18 protein-coding genes are annotated in these 19,451 nt (G+C 57.4%); 3 read left to right on the top strand and 15 right to left on the bottom strand.

Going from position 1 to position 19,451, the window contains the following annotated elements; all coding sequences use genetic code 11:
• Nucleotide 1 precedes the first annotated feature (1 nt).
• Nucleotides 2-1,378, top strand: coding sequence for a sigma-54-dependent transcriptional regulator (locus LG327_RS08370; RefSeq protein ID WP_404368392.1), 1,377 nt, complete (start codon nt 2-4; stop codon nt 1,376-1,378).
• A gap of 218 nt (nt 1,379-1,596) precedes the next feature.
• Complete coding sequence (locus tag LG327_RS08365; protein WP_404368390.1) at nt 1,597-2,160, top strand: GspH/FimT family protein; 564 nt, start codon at nt 1,597-1,599, stop codon at nt 2,158-2,160.
• Between the two features lie 96 nt (nt 2,161-2,256).
• Here LG327_RS08365 and LG327_RS08360 read toward each other — a convergent pair whose 3' ends face one another.
• From LG327_RS08360 to murJ, 13 genes are all read right to left on the bottom strand, one after another.
• Nucleotides 2,257-2,679, bottom strand: coding sequence for a type IV pilin protein (locus tag LG327_RS08360; RefSeq protein ID WP_404368388.1), 423 nt, complete (start codon nt 2,677-2,679; stop codon nt 2,257-2,259).
• Between the two features lie 3 nt (nt 2,680-2,682).
• Complete coding sequence (locus LG327_RS08355) at nt 2,683-5,568, bottom strand: PilC/PilY family type IV pilus protein (protein WP_404368385.1); 2,886 nt, start codon at nt 5,566-5,568, stop codon at nt 2,683-2,685.
• Nucleotides 5,565-5,933 carry a hypothetical protein gene (locus LG327_RS08350; RefSeq protein ID WP_404368382.1) on the bottom strand — a complete coding sequence of 123 codons (369 nt, stop codon included), beginning with the start codon at nt 5,931-5,933 and terminating at the stop codon, nt 5,565-5,567. The genes LG327_RS08355 and LG327_RS08350 overlap by 4 nt, the downstream gene beginning before the upstream one ends.
• A gap of 35 nt (nt 5,934-5,968) precedes the next feature.
• Nucleotides 5,969-6,451, bottom strand: coding sequence for a PilX N-terminal domain-containing pilus assembly protein (locus LG327_RS08345; protein ID WP_404368380.1), 483 nt, complete (start codon nt 6,449-6,451; stop codon nt 5,969-5,971).
• 30 nt (nt 6,452-6,481) lie between these two features.
• Complete coding sequence (locus tag LG327_RS08340; RefSeq protein WP_404368377.1) at nt 6,482-7,573, bottom strand: PilW family protein; 1,092 nt, start codon at nt 7,571-7,573, stop codon at nt 6,482-6,484.
• An 8-nt stretch (nt 7,574-7,581) separates the two neighbouring features.
• Nucleotides 7,582-8,109 carry a type IV pilus modification protein PilV gene (gene pilV, locus LG327_RS08335; protein ID WP_404368374.1) on the bottom strand — a complete coding sequence of 176 codons (528 nt, stop codon included), beginning with the start codon at nt 8,107-8,109 and terminating at the stop codon, nt 7,582-7,584.
• 19 nt (nt 8,110-8,128) lie between these two features.
• Complete coding sequence (locus LG327_RS08330) at nt 8,129-8,755, bottom strand: GspH/FimT family pseudopilin (protein WP_404368372.1); 627 nt, start codon at nt 8,753-8,755, stop codon at nt 8,129-8,131.
• A 159-nt stretch (nt 8,756-8,914) separates the two neighbouring features.
• Complete coding sequence (gene ispH, locus LG327_RS08325; RefSeq protein ID WP_404368369.1) at nt 8,915-9,868, bottom strand: 4-hydroxy-3-methylbut-2-enyl diphosphate reductase; 954 nt, start codon at nt 9,866-9,868, stop codon at nt 8,915-8,917.
• Between the two features lie 19 nt (nt 9,869-9,887).
• Complete coding sequence (gene fkpB / locus LG327_RS08320; RefSeq protein WP_404368366.1) at nt 9,888-10,340, bottom strand: FKBP-type peptidyl-prolyl cis-trans isomerase; 453 nt, start codon at nt 10,338-10,340, stop codon at nt 9,888-9,890.
• Entirely contained in the window at nt 10,337-10,852 is a 516-nt protein-coding gene (lspA, locus tag LG327_RS08315) for a signal peptidase II (protein ID WP_404368363.1), read from the bottom strand. The genes fkpB and lspA overlap by 4 nt, the downstream gene beginning before the upstream one ends.
• Before the next feature lie 11 nt (nt 10,853-10,863).
• Nucleotides 10,864-13,683, bottom strand: a complete 2,820-nt coding sequence (gene ileS, locus LG327_RS08310) for an isoleucine--tRNA ligase (RefSeq protein ID WP_404368360.1) — start codon at nt 13,681-13,683, stop codon at nt 10,864-10,866.
• A gap of 56 nt (nt 13,684-13,739) precedes the next feature.
• The gene (gene ribF, locus LG327_RS08305; protein ID WP_404368358.1) at nt 13,740-14,693 is read right to left on the bottom strand and encodes a bifunctional riboflavin kinase/FAD synthetase; all 954 of its coding nucleotides are present in this window, start codon (nt 14,691-14,693) and stop codon (nt 13,740-13,742) included.
• 150 nt (nt 14,694-14,843) lie between these two features.
• Nucleotides 14,844-16,433 carry a murein biosynthesis integral membrane protein MurJ gene (gene murJ, locus LG327_RS08300; protein WP_404368355.1) on the bottom strand — a complete coding sequence of 530 codons (1,590 nt, stop codon included), beginning with the start codon at nt 16,431-16,433 and terminating at the stop codon, nt 14,844-14,846.
• A gap of 253 nt (nt 16,434-16,686) precedes the next feature.
• Between murJ and rpsT the strand changes: the two genes are divergently transcribed.
• A complete protein-coding gene (rpsT, locus tag LG327_RS08295; RefSeq protein WP_404368352.1) occupies nt 16,687-16,956 on the top strand; it encodes a 30S ribosomal protein S20 in 270 nt (89 codons plus the stop codon).
• Nucleotides 16,957-17,025: 69 nt separating this feature from the next.
• Here rpsT and proB read toward each other — a convergent pair whose 3' ends face one another.
• Both proB and cgtA read right to left on the bottom strand, forming a co-directional pair.
• Nucleotides 17,026-18,150: a glutamate 5-kinase gene (gene proB / locus LG327_RS08290; protein WP_404368349.1), complete on the bottom strand. Its 1,125-nt coding sequence runs from the start codon at nt 18,148-18,150 to the stop codon at nt 17,026-17,028.
• Nucleotides 18,151-18,174: 24 nt separating this feature from the next.
• Complete coding sequence (gene cgtA / locus LG327_RS08285) at nt 18,175-19,371, bottom strand: Obg family GTPase CgtA (protein ID WP_404368346.1); 1,197 nt, start codon at nt 19,369-19,371, stop codon at nt 18,175-18,177.
• Between the last annotated feature and the right edge of the window lie 80 nt (nt 19,372-19,451).

Below are 19,451 nucleotides of genomic sequence, written 5' to 3'. Positions count from 1 at the left end.
GATGACCACCCATACCGCGCTAATAGTTGATGACGAACCTGACATCCGGGAATTGCTCGAAATCACCCTGACCCGGATGGGCATCGAGACCCGCACAGCAGCCGACATCACCACAGCGAAAACCATGCTGAGCGAGGCGCCACCACACCTTTGCCTGACTGACATGAACCTGCCGGACGGCAATGGCATAGAGCTGGTCAACTGGATCCAGCAGCATTGCCCCAACACACCGGTCGCGATGATTACCGCCTATGGCAACATGAACACGGCTATTGAATCCCTCAAGGCCGGCGCTTTCGACTTTGTGTCCAAACCCGTGGAGCTTCCAGCACTGAGGGATCTGGTCAACAGCGCACTGAGGCTTTCTGAATCCGACCGGCCGTCCAGCGGCCCGGAGAAGGACGAGCCAGGCCTGCTGCTGGGGGAGTCATCGGAGATACGCCGTCTGCGCACCCAGGTCCGCAAGCTCGCCCGCAGCCAGGCTCCGGTCTTTATCAGCGGTGAATCCGGCAGCGGCAAGGAACTGGTGGCAAGGATGATCCACATTCAGGGGCCCAGAAGCGAAGCCCCCTTTGTCGCCGTCAACTGCGGCGCCATTCCCTCTGAGCTGATGGAAAGCGAGTTCTTCGGACACAAAAAAGGAAGCTTCACCGGCGCCACCGACAACAAGGATGGCCTCTTCAGATCCGCCCATGGCGGCACACTTTTTCTCGACGAGGTGGCCGACCTTCCCCTTGCAATGCAGGTCAAGCTGCTCCGGGCGATTCAGGAAAAAGCCGTGCGCCCGGTCGGAGAATCAAAGGAGTTTCCCGTGGATATCCGCGTGCTGAGCGCGACCCACAAGAACCTTCCCGAGCTGGTCCAGGAAGGCCTTTTCCGCCAGGATCTGTTTTACCGGGTCAACGTGATTGAGCTGAGCGTGCCGCCCCTCCGGGCCCGCCCAGACGACATCCCCCTCCTTGCAAACCATGTGCTGGAGCGTATCGCCAGAGAATACGACTGTGAGCCCGCCCATCTGACCGCCGGCGCAATCGAACGGCTGAAGCATTACGAATTTCCCGGCAATGTGCGGGAGCTGGAAAACATCCTCGAGCGCTCCTTTACCCTCTGCGACGCCATCACCATCGATGCCGCTGACCTGCACCTGGGCACCACGCCAGCTCTGTGCTCCGGTATTCAGGCGGAGGGCGAAAATCCCATGGCACCGGAGCTGCCTGAAGGGGAAATCGATCTGGAGAATTATCTTGAAAGCATCGAGCGGCAGGCCATCGAAAAGGCTCTGGAGGCCACGCGCTGGAACAAGACGGCAGCGGCGAAGCGGCTGGGAATAAGCTTTCGGGCGTTGCGGTACAAGCTTAAAAAGTTGGGGCTGGAGTGATACCTCTCCGGGGAAAGCCTGTTCAGTCTGTTTGCAGGAGAGGTGACGAGTATCCGGGCCGGAGCTGACGATACCCGCTTAACAATTACCTACATGCGACGGAGTTAATGACTCACAGACATCCGTCGAAACCACAGTAAAATTCCCCACTGAAGCTCAGGAAGAGCTGAAAAGATCTGATTACGGATCAGAAAACAGAGCTACTCAGGGATGAAAATATGTTTAACAGGGACCGAAACCGTGGTCTGTCGCTTGTGGAACTTGTGGCAACCGTTGCCCTGCTGGCATTGCTGGCTACATTTGCCATTCCAGGCGTCGGAGCCTGGGCGAACGCCGAGCGACATCAGGCACTGATCAATTCCTACAACGGATTATTCAGTTACGCCCGCTGGATGGCCGCCAGCAACCGCCACCGTGTAACCGTCTGTCCTCTTTCGCCGGCTGGCGAGTGCGTGGATGACTGGGATCTTCCTGTCCATGTTTTTCCTGACCGGGACAGTAACCAGAAACCGGACGCTGGTATGATCTGGCGGACGCTTGAAAGCCCTCCCTCTGGCTTCAGTACAAGATCACGGACGGCGGGCCGGGGCTACTTCCGTTTTTCCGCTCAGGGCATCAGTCACGGTTCCATGGGAAGCCTGGTTGTCTGCTCGTCTGCCACTGCCCCGAGGGCCAAAATGAGCTATCTGGCCATCAATATGGGCGGAAGGTTCCGAGCACTCCATGACAAAGACGGAGACAGACGCATCAAGCTGCCTTGGGGGGCGGTTATCAAATGCTGAAGATTCCGCTCGGTTGAAAATTCAACCAAAAAGGCTCCCAACCTTGCGGTTGGGAGCCCGGATCTCCGCTGGATTTAAAAACTCGATGCTGCTTCTTTACCAGCCATCGGCTCCATCCCAGCGCCTCGCACCGGTCGAATCCAGCTCCAACTGTCCATCACCCACCTGAGCATTTTTGGGTGTTGCGCGAAGCGTATAGGAAGTATCCGTCGCAGCCTGAATGGTCAGGTCATAAAACTTGACGCCCCCATCAACGGGTGATTCATCGGGGTAGATAGCCGGTGCGCCGGTGTCAGCTCCTCCTGGACCGGCCCCTTTATAGGAGTTGCTCGATGTGTAATGTCTTTCCATAGCACTGGCAAGGCCGGTCAGGGCCCCCTGAGCATCAGATCGCCTTGCCTTCTCAACGTATTGGACATAGCTGGGGTAGGCTATTGCTGCAATGATCCCGATAATCGCTACCACGATCATCAGCTCAATAAGCGAGAAGCCACTGCCTGTTTTATGTTGATGCTTCAAGTCTCATTCCTCATACCAGTAGGTTTCGACTACACCCGTGAGGGAGTCTATTTTTTTACATTCCGCACCAACACACACGATGTCCGTATCGTCCACTCGCATGCGCTGGGGATCCGGTGGGATGCCAATCGTATTCAGCTCTACTTCACGATCGCCACGGGTAAGCTCATTTGGGTCGGGGTTGTCCACCAGGTCATAGTTGATGATTGCTCTTCCATCAAAGGCAGAAATATGGTAAAGCCGTGAGGTTCCTGCGGAAGGCACGCAGGGGTTGGTACTTGGCGTTGGTTCATAGGTTGTAATGAAGGTTTCATTGTTGATTGTCTGACTGGACGAAAGAACCTTCTCCCCGGAGTTCTCCAACTTTATGAAGTAGCCCTGAGCGCTATTGAGAGCCAGCGCGGCGGCCTGCTGCTCCGCCGATGTGCCTTCCTGAATCAGGTTCTCAGTCGCGTCGTAGAGATCCACTTCAGTCAGCGTGCTGTACTCCACGATCTCTTTGTTATTGGCATCCAGAACCGGATCTCCATTTGCGTCCAGCTTGATCGGTGGCGCAGTCACATCAGGGATCCGCAACATGTAGATCCGGTCTTCGATGTCCTCATCCAGCGGATGAGCCTGGAAGCCTGAACCAATCACCAGTCCCAGGTAACGCCTGCCGCCTGTTTTGATGCCAAAGAGATCGGGCGAGTGATAGAAACGACGATTATCAGCAGTTGCAGAGCCTGCGAGGCTGGCAATGCTTGCGCCTGTTGCCAGGGTGGCTGCGTTGTTGCCGTTGGTGATATCAAAGCGGAAGATCTGTCCACCCATGTCACCTACGTAAATCTGATTCGCCAGGCCATCACCGGTCACGTCCAGCACCTTCGGAGAAGCAGGAATGCTGTATTGCATGTCAGGCAGCTCAAGGTCGGCTCCACTTCCCGCAGGGCCTGCCCACCAGAGCCTGGCGCCTGATTCTGCATCAACGATATACATTGCCCGGCCCACCGAGTCCGCCGTTCTGGTGCTCACGTCGTCCTGATTGTCGTCGTAACCGCCACCAAAAATAAGTACTTCCTTGATCTGATTGCCGATTTCCACCTTGGTTTTGACGGGCTTCGACCAGGTCTGTCCTAGTTCGTCAAAACCACTAGTAACCCCACCTTTGATGGTCCACAGGAAGGAAGGACTGGACGGGTCAGTGACATCCAGTGCGTAGTAATTCCTGCCTCCGCGCCTCATGCCACTGTAGATATAGGCCTGGTCGCCATTGGCATTGCCAATCTCGCCATTGCCATCATCATCTTTCACCCAGCTGACAATCGTGCCGTCCATGCCATAGATGCGGGAGGTAGTAGCCTGGTTCTCCATCAGGGCATTCTGATTTGAGAGAAGCTCCTCGGGGATAAAAGAGAAGTGCGTGGCGCCATCTTTACCGTTAATTCCGTGAATGAATCCCTGGTTGTCGCCAAAAAAGACTGTGGTATCAGGATCGCTTTCGGTGCCACCGTATACAATGAGATGGGGTACTGAGTGCAGGGGATCAGCAATGAACTTGCGGGAGTCGGCAGTGCTTCCATCGCCATCAGCGTCGAATACGTCCGCACCGCGGGTCCAGTTGATAAGCTGCTGATAGAGCGCATCGCTCATGGCGGCATCGCCGAACATGGCCTTGGTCAGCTTGTTGTTGCCCACCTCCATGGCATTGGCGTTCTGCGTCAGATCGGACGTATTGGAGTCGGAAGGGTAGGTGTAGACCTTCCGGTTGGATGCAAGATCTGCATGCTGGGATGCCGCACCGCCCTCTTCCACCTTCTTTCCATCAGTGGATGGGCTCCACCAGCTACGCGCGTTGTCATTGAAAAAGCCGGTATTCGGATCAACGGCCTCAATCCCGTCAGCATCAAGGATAACCGCTTCGCCATTCTTGATGGCGAGCTTGTACCGCTTCAGGTTTCCACTCCAGCGAGGGGTCTTTTTCGGCTCAAACAGGGCGAAGTAAAGCGAATCAAGGTGGTTCAGGCGGTCAAAAGTATTGACGGCTATGCCGGGGGCCGAAAATGTGGACGATTTTGCAAGAATATCGGTAAAGACGTCGCTGAAAGCCGTTTTGAGTGACGCCGCGTCATTGGCAAGTACATATTTGCCGTTGGCCTTTGTCGCAGTATCCGAGAGCAGCTGCTGATCCGTTGCAAAGCCCACGGTATAGGTGGAAACCCGCTGAACTCCGTCTTTTCCATCAAAAATGTCGTTGTTCCACATGTAACTGGACACTTCGTCGAGGCAATTTCCATTGCTGTCACTTCCCGTGCCACACTCTCCAACAACACCGCCTATTTCACTGATATGGTTGCTGTCATTGGTGGGCTCGCCATCAGTAAGAAGAATGACGTTGTTTGGCTGGCACTCATAGGCAATCGGACTTTTGTACTCAGTAGTGTTCTCCATCACCCCCGCGACCGATGAGGACCTGATGAAATAGTCCTCCCCCTGGTAGTACCTCATCGCCTCAAAGAGAGTTTCCGACAGCGGGGTTCCGCCCTTGGGTGAAAGGCTATTGACCTGCGTTTTGAGGTTGGCCCTGTTTCCCTCTATGTCCTTTACGGGTGCAAGGAAGTCACCTCCATCGCTTCCGCCGAACTTCATAAGCCCCACATTGACATTTGTCATGTCGTCAATCAGCTCATTTGTGACCTCCTGGACTACCTGCAGGCGTGTTTTCCCCGTGGCACCAACCTGGTTTACCATGCTGCCAGACTTATCGATAATGAAGAGAATATTGGGCTGGACCACACCCGTTGTATTGGTAAAGAATATTTCGGAGTCGTCCGCCAGTGCCGGTACTGAACAGAAAAGCGGCAGCAGAAAAGCAAGGACGCGGCTGGTGCATGCTTTAAGAGGTCTCATTGCAGCTCTCCTTCAGTAACATCGTAAATTACCCGTTCAGCACGCCCGTTCCGCGCATCATAAATCACCGTTCCTGCCTGACCCTCATAACGGATAGCTTCAGAGCGGGACAGCTTTTTCTGACCCACCAGGACCGTAAAGCCGGGTGACGGGAAAAGGGTCCTGGCCGGACAGTGCGGGCAGTCCTCCGCAACAACCTGAAGCACCTTGGATGAGCTACCCCTCAGAATAATGGATCCCGCCTCGGCGGCCTGAATTGGGCTGTCAATTACTGTGGCATCGGCCATGTCCGCATTTGCGACAGGCGCCAGCAGAAAAAGAAGCGAAATAGCCGAACCTTTTAAAAACATTCTGTAACTCAACATTTTATACCTCCGCCCAGGCCGGGAGCCCTGAGTCATCAATAATATTCGATGCCCTTGAAGACAGTTGTCTCAGCACCCGTGTTTGCCATTGTTGCCGACCCACTCACCTGGTATCGGAAGCCTTTCAGTAATGTCGAACTTTCGTTGGCATCCATTGAACTGCCGCTGTTAATGATGATTTCGCCCAGAAACTCGGCCTGATAAACCCCAGTGATGTCATTCCCACTATCAGCAGTGAAATTCGTGGTGCTGCTCATCCCATCTGCGGCCTTCATTGATTCTCTCAGGACGGAGAGATCGTCGGCATATAGCCTCTCCACAAGCGCCACGGCAGCACTTTCTGCACCCTGAAATGCTCGGTTGGAGTTCTGGGCATTGGCTGCCATGCGCTCCTGCATGACCGAATTGTTCATGCCTGCCACGCCCATCAATGTTATGGCCAGCAGAACCACGAGGCTTACAATCAGCACAGCCCCTCGCTCTCTTGGCACCGTCATTTGTTGCATTCTTTTGTTCATGGCCCGAACCACCTCTGTGAATAAGCTGCATCAATCCCGGTTGCGCAATGCAACGGTTGTTGTGAAGGTCCGCCGCAGGCGCTGGTCCTCGGCATGGGTCACCGCGCCCGCGGCTCCTGCCGGTACAATGGTTTCTCCCGGCAGGTCGTAGCTTGCGGTATCGTTATTGTCACGGGTCTTCTCGGAATCACTGACAAGAACGCCGAGCCGGATGGCGACCACGCGTTTCATGTCCAGGCCAGCTTCATCCGCGGGCACATAGCGAATGTTGTTTGTCGGTAGTAGTTCGCCGTAGAGAATCTGAAGGGACTCAACACCCTCCACCAGTTCATCTATCTGAAAAGTGGTCCCGGCCAGGGCAAGGTTGTTGCTGGCGCGATAGAGGGCGTAAATCGGTGCACCCTGTGCATCGTCGCGATTAGTGTCAGCGACGTAATAAACCGACGCGGTAAACCTCAGGATGCTGGACTTTTCGTTATAAGCCTGACTAAGAAAGTTACCCGCATTCACGTTATTGGCATGGGCCCAGGCACCACTGGTGGGTTCGCTTGAAATCCGGAAAAGATCCGCACTTTCACAGTCCGATATCATGACAATGTCGTTTTTGGAGAAAAGGTTGATGTTCCCCCCGGAAACCTTGATGTTCGCGTTGGCGGCATTCATCTTGTCGTAGACGGCAATATCAGTATTCACCCCCCGCTGGATGGCAATTACGTCGCTGCCAATCCGGGCCGAAGTTTCAATTGAAGTGCCGCCATACTCAGTGCCGTTTGCCCAGTTGGCACCGGTTACCTCCCAGCCGCGGAGCGTATTTTCCATGAAGTCGGAACTTGGTGGATTGTTCGCGATGATGTTCATGGTCACGTCGTCCGGATCGGCACAACCCTGATAGCCAACAGCCCTCATATCCCTGGCCATGATATCGAAGCCGATACGACCGCTTTCCTGCACCCGCGCCAGGGAGTTGCTCATCCTCGAGGTCTGGGTTGAGTCAAGATAGATCGTAAAAAGACCAAAGATCAGCGTGCTGCTGAGCGCCAGGGCAATCATCAGCTCAACAAGTGAAAGACCCTTCTGCTTTCTGCCTTTCATCGCGTTCAACCCCAGTGTCGTGTCAAGCATAAGCGGCCTCAAAGACTGACTCTCATTTCGTATTTGTTGTCGTCGGCAATTGCTTCCCCGGCATCACCTTCGCGTTCTATTTCCTGCCAGCTGACCGAGACAGTGAACGTATTCGAGCCTGCGTCATAGGCTATCTCGCCCACTCCGCCGGGGAGAACGGCCATACCAGCACCAACTCCCTGAAGCTGACTGGTCCACTGGGCCTTGTCTGCAATAGCCTGCTCAGCCGGGGTGCAGCCAGCAGCATCCGTGGTACATGCAGGAATCGCCGTGGAAGCACCAACCGTGCTGAACCCGGCGTAGTCTCCTCCACCCGTCGCCCGGCTATGGTTCGCCCGCATCCTGTCTGCCATGTCGTAAGCCAGAATGCTGGCCTGGGTTCTGAGATAGGCCCCCTGGTTATTTCGCATTCCATCCATCACCAGTCCGGCGAGACCGAGGAGGCCTACGGCGAGAATGACCATGGTCACCAAAATCTCGATCAGGGTGAAACCCCGGCAGGTTTTTGTATTTTCGAATATCTTTATCATTTTCATCTGATGCCTCAGAACAGAATCAGGGACATGAAACGTCGTCGTCGTCATGGTCATTGAGTATCCCATTGCCGTCCGTGTCTCTGGCCAGGCGCGTCTGGCCGGAGACAGCCACGACCACGGCGTTTGCCCCGGCTGCGCCGGTATCGTTGCACACAATCAGAGTGCCGGCAGAGGAAGTTCCAAGGCCAGGCGGGACGGGGAACCCCGAATCGGCAAACTGGATAAGAGAGCCGTCGTTGCTGGACAGCCCCCGCACCCGTAGCGTATTCCCACCTGAAAGCTCCGGGAATATCTTCAACAGTTGATCATCTGCGGCATTCAGGGTCCCGTCGCCGTTCTGGTCCCGGAAGATAATCCATCCGGAGTCCCAGACCGAGCCGCCGGTACAGCTTGACTGATCCGTGGAGGGGCAAAGAGTAACCACTGATCTGGCCCCCTTCGCCGCCTCACTTCTTGCGTAACTGACAAGGCTACTCAGCTCATTGGTCTGCGAGGCAATGCGATTATCCCTGATCATTCCCTGAAAATTGGGAACGGCAAAAAAAGCGACAATGGCCAGTACAGCAAGGGTTATCATCAGCTCAAGCAGCGTAAAGCCCGAATTCCTGCTTCTGTCTGCGATGGAATATCTGTCTGGGTATGACATGGTTCTCTTCCATTCTGGTTTATGGAGACATTAAAGGACGCTCACCCTCCCTGCCACACGAAGACGACGAACGGTTTTTCAGAGGGGATGACCGGTAGGAAAAGCGGCCGCAATGTGAACTCTGTCGTTTTTTGCGACCGACTGTCAGGAAGGAGGCGATCAGGTAATTTCGACGGTGTCGATGCGCAGTTCCCTGGGCATGGAGAAAACGATATTTTCCTCCCGTCCGGAAACTTCCTCCGGCGTTTCGCCCCCCAGCTCCCGCAGTCGGGCAATGACATCATTGACCAGCACTTCCGGGGCGGAGGCACCGGCGGTTACGCCCACGACCTGCCGGCCTTCCAGCCAGGCCGGATCAATCTGGGCTGCTTCATCGATGAGCCAGGCAGGCGTGCCCATGCGCTCGGCGAGTTCCCGGAGGCGGTTGGAATTGGAGCTGTTCGGTGAACCCACCACCAGCATCAGATCGCAATCGGCTGCCAGCTGTTTGACGGCGTCCTGGCGGTTCTGGGTGGCGTAGCAGATGTCGTCCTTGCGGGGGCCCTGGATTTTCGGGAACCTGGCGCGAAGTGCATCAATCACCCGGGCGGTGTCATCCATCGAGAGAGTGGTCTGGGTTACGTAGGCGAGACGGTCGGGGTCCTGGACTTCCAGGCTGGCGACGTCTTTCTCATCTTCCACGAGATAGATCCTGCCGCCGCTGCTCTGGTCATACTGGCCCATGGTGCCTTCCACCTCCGGGTGCCCATGGTGGCCAATCAGAATGCATTCGTCGCCGCTGCGGCTGTAGCGCATGACTTCCAGGTGGACCTTGGTCACCAGCGGACAGGTGGCATCAAATACCTTGAGGCCCCGGCGGGAGGCTTCATTCTTGACGGCCTGGGATACCCCGTGGGCGCTGAAGATCACCAGATGATCGTCCGGAACCTCGTCCAGCTCGTCCACGAAAACCGCACCCCTGTCCCTCAGATTGCTGACCACGAATTTGTTATGCACGACTTCGTGACGCACATAGATGGGCGCACCAAACACGTCGAGAGCGCGGTTGACGATTTCGATGGCGCGGTCGACGCCGGCGCAAAAGCCTCTGGGATTGGCAAGTCGGATCTGCATGGCTGGTCCTGCTGGTCGTTCAGTGGGCGGCCTGGGCCGGCTCCACATCGATGATTTCCACTTCAAATACCAGTGTACGCCCGGCCAGCGGATGATTGAAGTCGACTGTCACCTGGTCGCCCTCGGCCCGCTCCACCACACCCGGCAATTCGCTCTGGCGGGCATCGGCGAATGAAATCACGACCCCCGGCTCAAGCACCATGTCGGCGCTGAAGTCCGAGCGTTTGAACATCTGGATATTGCTGGGGTTTCTCTGACCAAACGCTTTTTCCGGCGGAACCTCGAAGGTGGCTGATTCGCCAGCCTTCATGCCCATCAGGTAGGCCTCGAAATTTTCAGGCAGGCTTTCGTCACCGATTTCCAGGGTGGCGGGACCCTTGCCGAAGGTGGAGTCGATGACCTGGCCGTCGGTGAACTTGAGCGCAAAATTCAGGGTTACTCTGGTACCCCTGTCTACGGGCAGCTGGTTCATCCTGCTGATTCTCCTTTGCCGGAGCCGTGGGACGGGTTCCGGAACATGTCGATGATCATCATTACCGCCCCCACTGTAATGGCAGAGTCGGCGATATTGAATGCGGGAAAATGGTAATTGCCCCAGTACAGATGGATGAAGTCCACCACGTAGCCATGCACCATCCGGTCGTGCACATTACCCAGCGCGCCTCCCAGGATCAGTACGATGGCAATCGCCAGCCAGGTCTCATTCTGCCTGAGCGTGCTCAGCCAGCGCACAAGAACCACACTGATCACCAGCGCCAGGGAGACGAAAAACCACCTCTGCCATCCGGATTCGCTGGCCAGGAAGCTGAACGCCGCGCCTGTGTTATGGAGCAGAGTCAGGTTGAACATCGGCAAAACCGGCACCGGGTCGGCATAGTTCAGCCAGGCTGTTGCCATGGTCTTGGTGGACAGATCCAGAATGACCACCAGGGCTGCCAGCCAGAGCCAGCGCAGCATGGGCCAGCGCTTTCCTTCCCCCGTCATGGTCTGCTCCATCAGGCGTATACCCGGGATTCACCCTGGCCCTCAAGGTTTTCTACACAGCGGCCACAGAGGTCCTTGTAGCTGCTGTGCTGGCCAACGTCCGGGCGGTGATGCCAGCAACGCTCACACTTGGGAGCCTGGGCCGGAGTCACCTGAACCCGCAGACCTTCGTGGCTGGTGGGCTGAGCATCCCCAGCTTCCGATAAAGGCCGGACACGGGCATCGGAGGTGATCAGTACGAAACGCAGCTCATTTCCGAGCAGTTCGAGAGACTTTGCCAGTTCGCTGTCACAGTACAGCGTCACTTCGGCAGTCAGGGAGCCCTTGATTTCACCCCGGCCCCGGGCCTCTTCGAGAACCTTGTTGACCGCTTCTTTTACACTGTATAGCTCGCGCCAGTATTCCCGACCCAGTTGGGCATCCTCCGGCAAAGCCGCCAGCTGTTCGTACCAGGTTTCGTAGAAGACACTGTCTCCGCGCTTGCCGGGCAGATGCTGCCAGATTTCATCGGCCGTGAAGCTGAGGATCGGCGCAATCCAGCGCACCAGGGCCTCGGCAACATGGAACAGCGCAGTCTGGCAGGAGCGGCGAGCCAGACTGTCCGCCTGGGTGGTGTACTGCCGGTCCTTGATGATATCCAGGTAGAATCCGCCGAGGGTGGCTTCGCAGAAGTTGTAGATCTTCTGGTAGATGCGGATGAAGCTGTAGTTGCGGTAGTCTTCCTCAAGCTCCTGCTGCAGGACCCGCGCCCGGTCCACCATCCAGCGATCCAGGGCCAGCATGTCTTCCGGCTGCACCATGTGCTCTGACGGCTCAAACCCGCTCAGGTTGCTGAGCAGGAAACGGGCGGTATTACGGATACGGCGATAACCATCCGCTGTCTGCCGGAGGATGTCCTTTGATACGGTCATCTCGCCGCTGTAATCGGTGGCAGCGACCCACAGCCTCAGAATGTCCGCTCCCAGCTCATTCATGACCTCCTGGGGAGCGATCACATTGCCAAGAGACTTGGACATCTTGTGACCCTTGGCATCCACGGTAAAGCCGTGGGTGAGGACCTGCCTGTATGGGGCCACACCATTGATTGCAATGGACGTTTTGAGGGATGACTGGAACCAGCCCCGGTGCTGGTCAGACCCTTCCAGATACAGATCAGCGGGAAACTGGCCCAGCTCGGGGCGTTTGCGCAGGACCGAAGCATGGGTAACGCCGGAATCAAACCAGACATCCAGGGTATCCGTGACCTTTTCATACTGATCCGCATCGGCACCCAGCAGGGTGGCAGCATCCAGCTCGTACCAGACGTCAATTCCGCCCTCTTCCACCTGTTTTGCGACCTGCTCAATCAGCCCCAGGGTGTCCGGGTGAAGCTCTTGGGTTTCCCTGTGAACAAACAGGGTAATGGGCACACCCCAGGTGCGCTGGCGGGAAACACACCAGTCCGGAGACTGCTCAAACATGGCTTCAATGCGGTTCTGGCCCCAGCCGGGAACCCAGCGCACGCCCTTGATGGCTTCCAGAGCGTCACGACGGAGGTGATTTTTGTCCATGCTGATAAACCACTGGGGCGTGGCGCGGTAGATCAGCGGAGTCTTGGTGCGCCAGCAATGGGGATAGCTGTGGCGGAACTTCTGGGCCCGCACCAGCTTGCCTTCCCGGCTCAGGGCCTCGCAGACAGGCTCATCGCTCTTGTAAACGTGAACCCCGGCAAACTCTCCGGCGGCCTGGGTGTAGGTGCCGTCGGCCTGGACCAGGTTGAGGGTCCCAATGCCGTATTCCCTGCCCACCACGAAGTCTTCCATGCCGTGGTCCGGAGCGGTGTGAACGGCACCGGTACCGGCATCGGTGGAGACGTGTTCACCCAGAACAATGGGAACTTCTTTGTCAAAGACCGGATGATGCAGCAACTGGTTTTCGAGGGTCTGGCCCTTGCAGGTCGCCAGAACCTCTGCGCCCTCCACCTCCCACCTGGCCATGATGTCATTCACCATGTCCGCCGCCAGAATCATCCTTTCCGGACCCTGGCCCACATTCACCTGAACCAGCGCATAATCCAGCTCGGCATTCAGGGCAACGGCCTGGTTGGCCGGGATGGTCCAGGGGGTGGTCGTCCAGATAACCACCGAAATGTCGCCCTCGCCTGCACCTGTGCTAAACAGGGCCTGCATTTTCTTCTGCTCAACGGCGGTAAAACGCACATCAATCTGGGTGGAGGTCTTGTCCTGATACTCCACTTCCGCCTCGGCCAGCGCCGACTGGCCCACGACGCTCCAGTACACGGGTTTGAAACCACGGACGAGGTGCCCATTTCCGGCAATCTGGCCGAGGGCGCGGATGATATCGGCCTCTACCTTCGGGTCCATGGTCAGGTAGGGCTTGTCCCAGGCACCCATCACCCCGAGGCGTACGAAATCTTCCTTCTGACCGGCAATCTGTTTTGCGGCATAGTCGCGACAGGCTTGGCGGAAGGTCTTGTAGTCCACCTTGACGCCTGCCTTGCCTATTTCCTGCTCCACTTTGTGTTCAATGGGCAATCCATGGCAGTCCCAGCCCGGAACGTAAGGGGCGTCATAGCCCATGAAGCCGCGGGATTTGACAATCATGTCCTTGAGGATCTTGTTGACCGCATGACCGATATGAATGCTGCCATTGGCGTAGGGAGGGCCGTCGTGAAGGATGAATTTTTCCTTTCCTTCCCGAGCCTTGCGCAGCTCACCATAAACGTCCAGCGCCTGCCAGCGCTTGAGCATGTCCGGCTCGCGCTTAGCCAGGTTGCCACGCATGGGAAAATCGGTTTCAGGCAGATTGAGGGTGTGCTTGTAGTCTGTCATGGGGTCTCTGTGAATGCTCTGTCGTCGGTCAGTTCTGGTCTGTCGGATTGGGATGATCAGCGCTGGCTTGCCAACCAGGCCCGGGCGGCGCGCATGTCCTGTTGTATCTGGGACTTGAGCGCATCGACCGAGTCAAAGCGCACTTCGTCACGCAGCGGATGACAGAAAGTCACCCGTAATCGCTGGCCATACAGTGTGCCAGCAAAGTCAAACAGGTGCACTTCCAGGGAAGGCTGTTTGCCATCAACCGTGGGCCTCAGGCCAATGTTTGCCACGCCATCCCTGTGGCTGCCGTCTGGCATTTCAGTGGTTACCACATAGACCCCACGCAGGGGCGGCATGTGCTTCAATACAATATTTACGGTTGGCGCGCCGATCTCCCGGCCCAGCTGGCGACCATACACAACATGCCCCTCAATGGCGTAAGGGCGCCCCAGGAGCTTTGCGGCCAGATCCAGCCGGTTTTCGGAAAGAGCCTTGCGAACACGGGTGCTGCTCACCCTTGCTCCCTTAACCATGACCGTTCTGGTATTTTCGACATCAAACCCGGCTTCCAGACCCACTTTTTTCAGCAGATTAAAGTCTCCCGAGCGGTCGTGGCCAAAACGGAAGTCGTCCCCTACCACCAGATGCTGGATCTTCAGGCCGTCAAGTAACGCCTCTTCAATGAAAGCCGTGGCCGGGTACTGGCGGAAACGCTCATCAAACCGGACGCACAGCACCATATCGATGCCTGACTCGGTCAGCAGCTCAAACTTCTGCCTGAAGTCCGTCAGTCGTGGCGGTGCTTCCCGCCCCTGGAAAAATTCCTGCGGCTGGGGCTCAAATGTCATGGCAACACTTGGCAGTTTCAGCCTGGCGGCCCTGTCCCGAACCTGCTCAATGATTTTCTGGTGCCCCAGATGAACACCATCAAAGTTGCCGATGGTTGCCACACATCCTTTCCGGAGGAGGGAATCTGGCTGCTTTGACAGCGACTGCAGATTGGTCAGGCCACGGATCAGCCTCATTTAAAACGCACCCTTCTCATTGTGTACCCGGTTGGAGCCTGTCCGGCCTGGACGTGTAATACCAGCATCACTCCGAAAGGACCGGAGCGCTGGCGAGAAAACGCGCAATTATACCCCATCCCTCGGACTGGCATAAGAGAACAGAGACCACTAGTGCTGCCTGAAATGCCGCAACCGGATGCCAGCCAGACCCAGCGCCACCAGATAGACAGCCACGCCAGCCGTCACCAGTACTGCCATATCGGCCGACCGCCGGAGTCCGCCGACCGCCAGCCACTGATCGACCGGCGCACTCAGATACAGAATGACCGCTACCAGAGCACCGTTGGCCACAGCAAGCTGCAGCAGAAATCTGCCCCACCCGGGCTGGCTCCGCCAGGCTCCTTCCTTTTTCAATCCCCGCCAGAGAAGGCCGGTATTCAGCCAGGCGGATAGTGACGTTGCAAGGGCAAGGCCGGCGTGGGCCATCGGAAATACCAGAATCAGGTTGAATACCATGTTGGCGACCATCGCAATAATGCCAATTTTCACCGGCGTGCGGGTATCCTGGCGGGCAAAGAATCCCGGAGCCAGTACCTTGATCAGCATAAAGGCCAGCAATCCCGCGGAGTAGGCTCGCAGGCTCTGGCCGGACATGGCGACATCCCGTGCTGTCACCTCGCCATAGTAAAACAGCGTCGCGATCAGCGGTTCTGCAAGCAGCACCAGTGCCAGGGCAGCGGGGAGGCCAATCAGCAACACGCCCCGAATGGCCCAGTCGAGGGTGGCGGCAAACTGGTCCCGGGATTCAGCTGCGTGTTTGCGGGAAAGGCTGGGAAGAATGACGGTGGCAATGGCAATACCGAAGACCCCCAGGGGAAGCTCTGCCAGTCGGTCCGAATAATACAGCCAGGACACACTGCCGGTCTCAAGAAAGGACGCCAGCACTGTGTCCAGCAACAGGTTGATCTGGCTCACCGAGACCCCGAAGATTGCCGGCGCCATCAGCGTCAGCACCTTCCGGACCCCTTCATGTCGGTAATCCACCCGGGGCCTGGGCATCAGCCCCAGGCGCATCAGAAAAGGCAGCTGGAAAAACAGCTGAATGGCGCCGGCAATAAACACGCCCCAGGCAAGCGCCATGATCGGCGTAGCCATCAACGGGGACAGGAAAATGGCAGCACCGATCATGGTCAGATTAAGCAGAACCGGAGTGAAGGCCGGCACTGCAAACCGGTCATAGCTGTTCAGAATTGCCCCTGCAAATGCCGTCAGGGAAATCAGCAGAAGGTAAGGAAAGGTTATCCGGAGCATGTCGCTGGCCAGGGCGAACTTTTCCTCATCATCCACAAAGCCCGGCGCGAACACAGCCGTCAGCACCGGCGCGCCCAGCATGGCGACCAGTGTAACCCCCAGCAGCACCAGCCCCAGGGAGCCTGCCACCGCATTAACCAGACGCTGCACCTCAGACAGGGACTTCTGCTCCCGAAAGGAAGACAGTACCGGCACAAACGCCTGGGAGAAGGCGCCTTCGGCAAACAGCCGGCGCAGGAAGTTGGGGATCTTGAAGGCCACAAAGAATGCGTCAGCACCGGCGCCAGCGCCGAAGTAGCGGGCAATGACCATGTCCCTCACCAGTCCCAGTATGCGGGAAAGCATGGTCATGGAGCCCACCAGGCCCGATGACCTGAGCAGTCCCGGAGGACCTGGCGGCACAGAGGGGCTGGAGGGCAGATCAGATCTGGCAGAGGGCTCGGACATTGATGGCCTTGCAGTGTTAGGGTTGGCTGGGTGGTGCCGGAAACAGCTGGCCGGGATCACGGCTCTGCTGCCCCTGAAAATCCGTGCCGGCGAGTGTAGCACAGGCACCGGAAAAACAGGGATCCCGCGTGCGCCAGCCTTGACATTGCGGGACTTAAGCGGCATCATCTCGCGTCATTTAATTCGAGGCGCTGGATGTTCGCGCGCCCGCGATTTATCCAGAAACGCATACAGCAATATCAGGAGTTACACGGTGGCCAATTCCCCGCAAGCGAAGAAGCGCGCACGTCAGAACGAGAAGAACCGCAAGCACAATGCAAGCCTGCGTTCCATGGCGCGTACGTACATGAAGAAAGTGGATGCCAAGATCGAATCCGGCAACTACGAAGAAGCACAGGCCGCATTCAAGACCTGCCAGCCGATTATTGACCGCATGGTCAACAAGGGCATTTTCACCAAGAACAAGGTGGCCCGACAGAAGAGCCGCATGGTCGCCCGCATCAAGGGAATGCAAAGCGCCTGATCCGCGCCTTCATTCAAAAAAACCGGTCATTGGCCGGTTTTTTTGTGTCAATGCATTAGCAAGCGGACATCAGACAATAACCAGGTTATCCCTGTGGATCATCTCCTCGTCCGAGATATAACCCAGCAGATCCGCAATCCGGTCGCTGGAGCGGCCTGCGATCGCCCGCGCCTCGTCCGCATTGTAGTTAATCAGCCCCCGCGCCACTTCCCGCCCCGACTCGTCCGTACAGGACACCATTTCACCCCGACGAAAAGAGCCTGCTACGGATTTCACACCTACAGGAAGAAGACTGCGGCCTCCCTTGCAGAGAACCCGCACCGCCCCTTCATCGAGCATTAGCTGACCCCGGGTCTTGAGATGACTGGCCAGCCACTGTTTACGGGCAGCTGTCCGGCCCTGGTTTGGCAGCAGGAGGGTACCGAGCATCTCTCCCGCACGAAGCCGGCAGAGAACGGCGGGCAACCGGCCGCCGACAATGACTGTAAAAGCGCCCGAACGGGAAGCCAGCCTGGCAGCCTTGACCTTGGTCTGCATCCCGCCACGACCAAGAGCACCGGCACCGCCCGCCGCCATGGCATCCAGAGCAGTGTCGCTGGCATGGCGCTGCTCAATAAGCCGGGCCTCGGGATTTTTCCGCGGATCCTGGTCAAACAGCCCCTCCTGATCCGTGAGGATGATCAGGCCATCCGCTTCGATCAGATTGGCTACAAGAGCACCCAGGGTATCATTGTCACCGAAACGGATTTCATCGGTCACGACCGTGTCGTTTTCATTTACGATTGGCACTACCCCAAAATCCAGCAGCGCCCGGAGGGTGCTGCGTGCATTCAGGTACCGCTTGCGATCGGAAAGGTCGTCATGGGTTAACAGGATCTGGGCGGAATGCAGATGGTGACGCTGGAGCTGCGCCTCCCAGGTCTGAACCAGCCCCATCTGGCCCACGGCCGCAGCCGCCTGCAATTCATGCAGCTGCTGGGGTCGCACAGCCCAGCCGAGGCGGCTCATGCCCTCTGCCACGGAACCGGATGACACCACAACCACCTCAACACCGGAAGCGATCAGGGCGGCGATCTGGTCGACCCAGCCGCCCAGTGCAGCAACATCCAGCCCCCTGCCGTCGTTTGTCAGCAGGGCACTGCCGATTTTGACCACCAGGCGGCGTGCCCGGCTAACATGCTGGCGTTCAGTCATACTGATTCCGACTACTCCCTGTGATTACTCCGGCGCATAGACCACTTCAACATCATCGTCGTCGTCATCTTCGTCAAAGTCATCGTCGTCATTCTCACGGGCGGCGCGACGGGCCTGCTTCTCCGCTTCGATCTGGGCCCTGGCCTCTTCATCCATACGCCGCCGGCGCTCAGCTTCAAGTTCGGCCACTTCCGGATTCTCCGCCTCTTCTTCTGCCCGCAGCTCAATCCAGCGCATCACGGCCTGGGTGAGCGGCCGGGTGCCTTCCCCGCTAAGAGCAGAAATGGCATAAACCGGGCCATCCCACCCAAGGTCCTCAATGATGGTCTGGCAATGAGCTTCCCGCTCATGCTCGGGAATCATGTCCACCTTGTTCAGCACCAGCCAGCGGTCGCGGCTGGCAAGGGTTTCACTGAACTTTTCAAGCTCGTGCTCGATGGCTCGCGCATTCTGCGCCGGAGAGGATCCGTCGTAGGGCGCCACATCCACCAGATGCAGCAGCAGCCGGGTACGAACCAGATGCTTCAGAAACCGGATGCCCAGGCCTGCGCCTTCAGCCGCGCCCTCGATGAGACCCGGAATATCCGCAACCACAAAGCTCTGGTGCTGCTGCACACTCACCACGCCGAGATTCGGAACCAGCGTGGTAAACGGATAGTCGGCCACTTTCGGCGTCGCTGCAGACACGGAACGGATAAATGTGGACTTGCCCGCGTTCGGCATCCCCAGCAGACCCACGTCTGCCATCACCTTCAGCTCCAGCCGCAGATTGCGTAGCTCGCCCTCGGAGCCTTTGCTCGTCTGGCGCGGCGCCTGATTGACCGAGGACTTGTAGCGCGTATTGCCAAGGCCGTGAAAACCGCCCTGAGCCACCTTGAGCGTGTCTCCCGGCCGGGTGAGGTCCCCAAGCACCTCGTGGGTATCCATATCCACCACGGTAGTGCCAACCGGCACCGGAAGAAACAGGTCTTCACCCTTGCTGCCGGAGCAGTTTCGGCCACTGCCCTGCTCCCCTGTCTGGGCCTTGAATTTACGCTGAAAACGGTAGTCCACGAGCGTATTGAGAGCCTCGGCAGCCTCCAGGTAGACAGAGCCACCGTCGCCGCCATCACCCCCATCCGGGCCGCCGCGGGGAACATATTTTTCCCGGCGAAAGCTCAGACAGCCATGGCCGCCCTTACCCGCTTCCACCTGAATGGTGGCTTCATCAACAAATTTCATCAGTTACACACTCAGGCCGAATACAGAATACTTAATGCAAAACCAAAAAAGCCCCGCAAGCCTCAGAGAAGCACTGCGGG

The sequence above is a fragment of the Marinobacter sp. genome, assembly GCF_044799475.1.
Taxonomy (GTDB): domain Bacteria; phylum Pseudomonadota; class Gammaproteobacteria; order Pseudomonadales; family Oleiphilaceae; genus Marinobacter.
Note: the sequence above shows the minus strand (reverse complement) of the source record. Positions and strands in the feature narration are given on the sequence as shown.

Coding starts and splice junctions, on each gene's coding strand:
- LG327_RS08370 (WP_404368392.1), top strand. CDS start 2: ATGACCACCCATACCGCGCTAATAGTTGATGACGAACCTGACATCCGG.
- LG327_RS08365 (WP_404368390.1), top strand. CDS start 1,597: ATGTTTAACAGGGACCGAAACCGTGGTCTGTCGCTTGTGGAACTTGTG.
- LG327_RS08355 (WP_404368385.1), bottom strand. CDS start 5,568: ATGAGACCTCTTAAAGCATGCACCAGCCGCGTCCTTGCTTTTCTGCTG.
- LG327_RS08350 (WP_404368382.1), bottom strand. CDS start 5,933: ATGTTGAGTTACAGAATGTTTTTAAAAGGTTCGGCTATTTCGCTTCTT.
- LG327_RS08345 (WP_404368380.1), bottom strand. CDS start 6,451: ATGAACAAAAGAATGCAACAAATGACGGTGCCAAGAGAGCGAGGGGCT.
- LG327_RS08340 (WP_404368377.1), bottom strand. CDS start 7,573: ATGCTTGACACGACACTGGGGTTGAACGCGATGAAAGGCAGAAAGCAG.
- pilV (WP_404368374.1), bottom strand. CDS start 8,109: ATGAAAATGATAAAGATATTCGAAAATACAAAAACCTGCCGGGGTTTC.
- LG327_RS08330 (WP_404368372.1), bottom strand. CDS start 8,755: ATGTCATACCCAGACAGATATTCCATCGCAGACAGAAGCAGGAATTCG.
- ispH (WP_404368369.1), bottom strand. CDS start 9,868: ATGCAGATCCGACTTGCCAATCCCAGAGGCTTTTGCGCCGGCGTCGAC.
- fkpB (WP_404368366.1), bottom strand. CDS start 10,340: ATGAACCAGCTGCCCGTAGACAGGGGTACCAGAGTAACCCTGAATTTT.
- lspA (WP_404368363.1), bottom strand. CDS start 10,852: ATGACGGGGGAAGGAAAGCGCTGGCCCATGCTGCGCTGGCTCTGGCTG.
- ileS (WP_404368360.1), bottom strand. CDS start 13,683: ATGACAGACTACAAGCACACCCTCAATCTGCCTGAAACCGATTTTCCC.
- ribF (WP_404368358.1), bottom strand. CDS start 14,693: ATGAGGCTGATCCGTGGCCTGACCAATCTGCAGTCGCTGTCAAAGCAG.
- murJ (WP_404368355.1), bottom strand. CDS start 16,433: ATGTCCGAGCCCTCTGCCAGATCTGATCTGCCCTCCAGCCCCTCTGTG.
- proB (WP_404368349.1), bottom strand. CDS start 18,150: ATGACTGAACGCCAGCATGTTAGCCGGGCACGCCGCCTGGTGGTCAAA.
- cgtA (WP_404368346.1), bottom strand. CDS start 19,371: ATGAAATTTGTTGATGAAGCCACCATTCAGGTGGAAGCGGGTAAGGGC.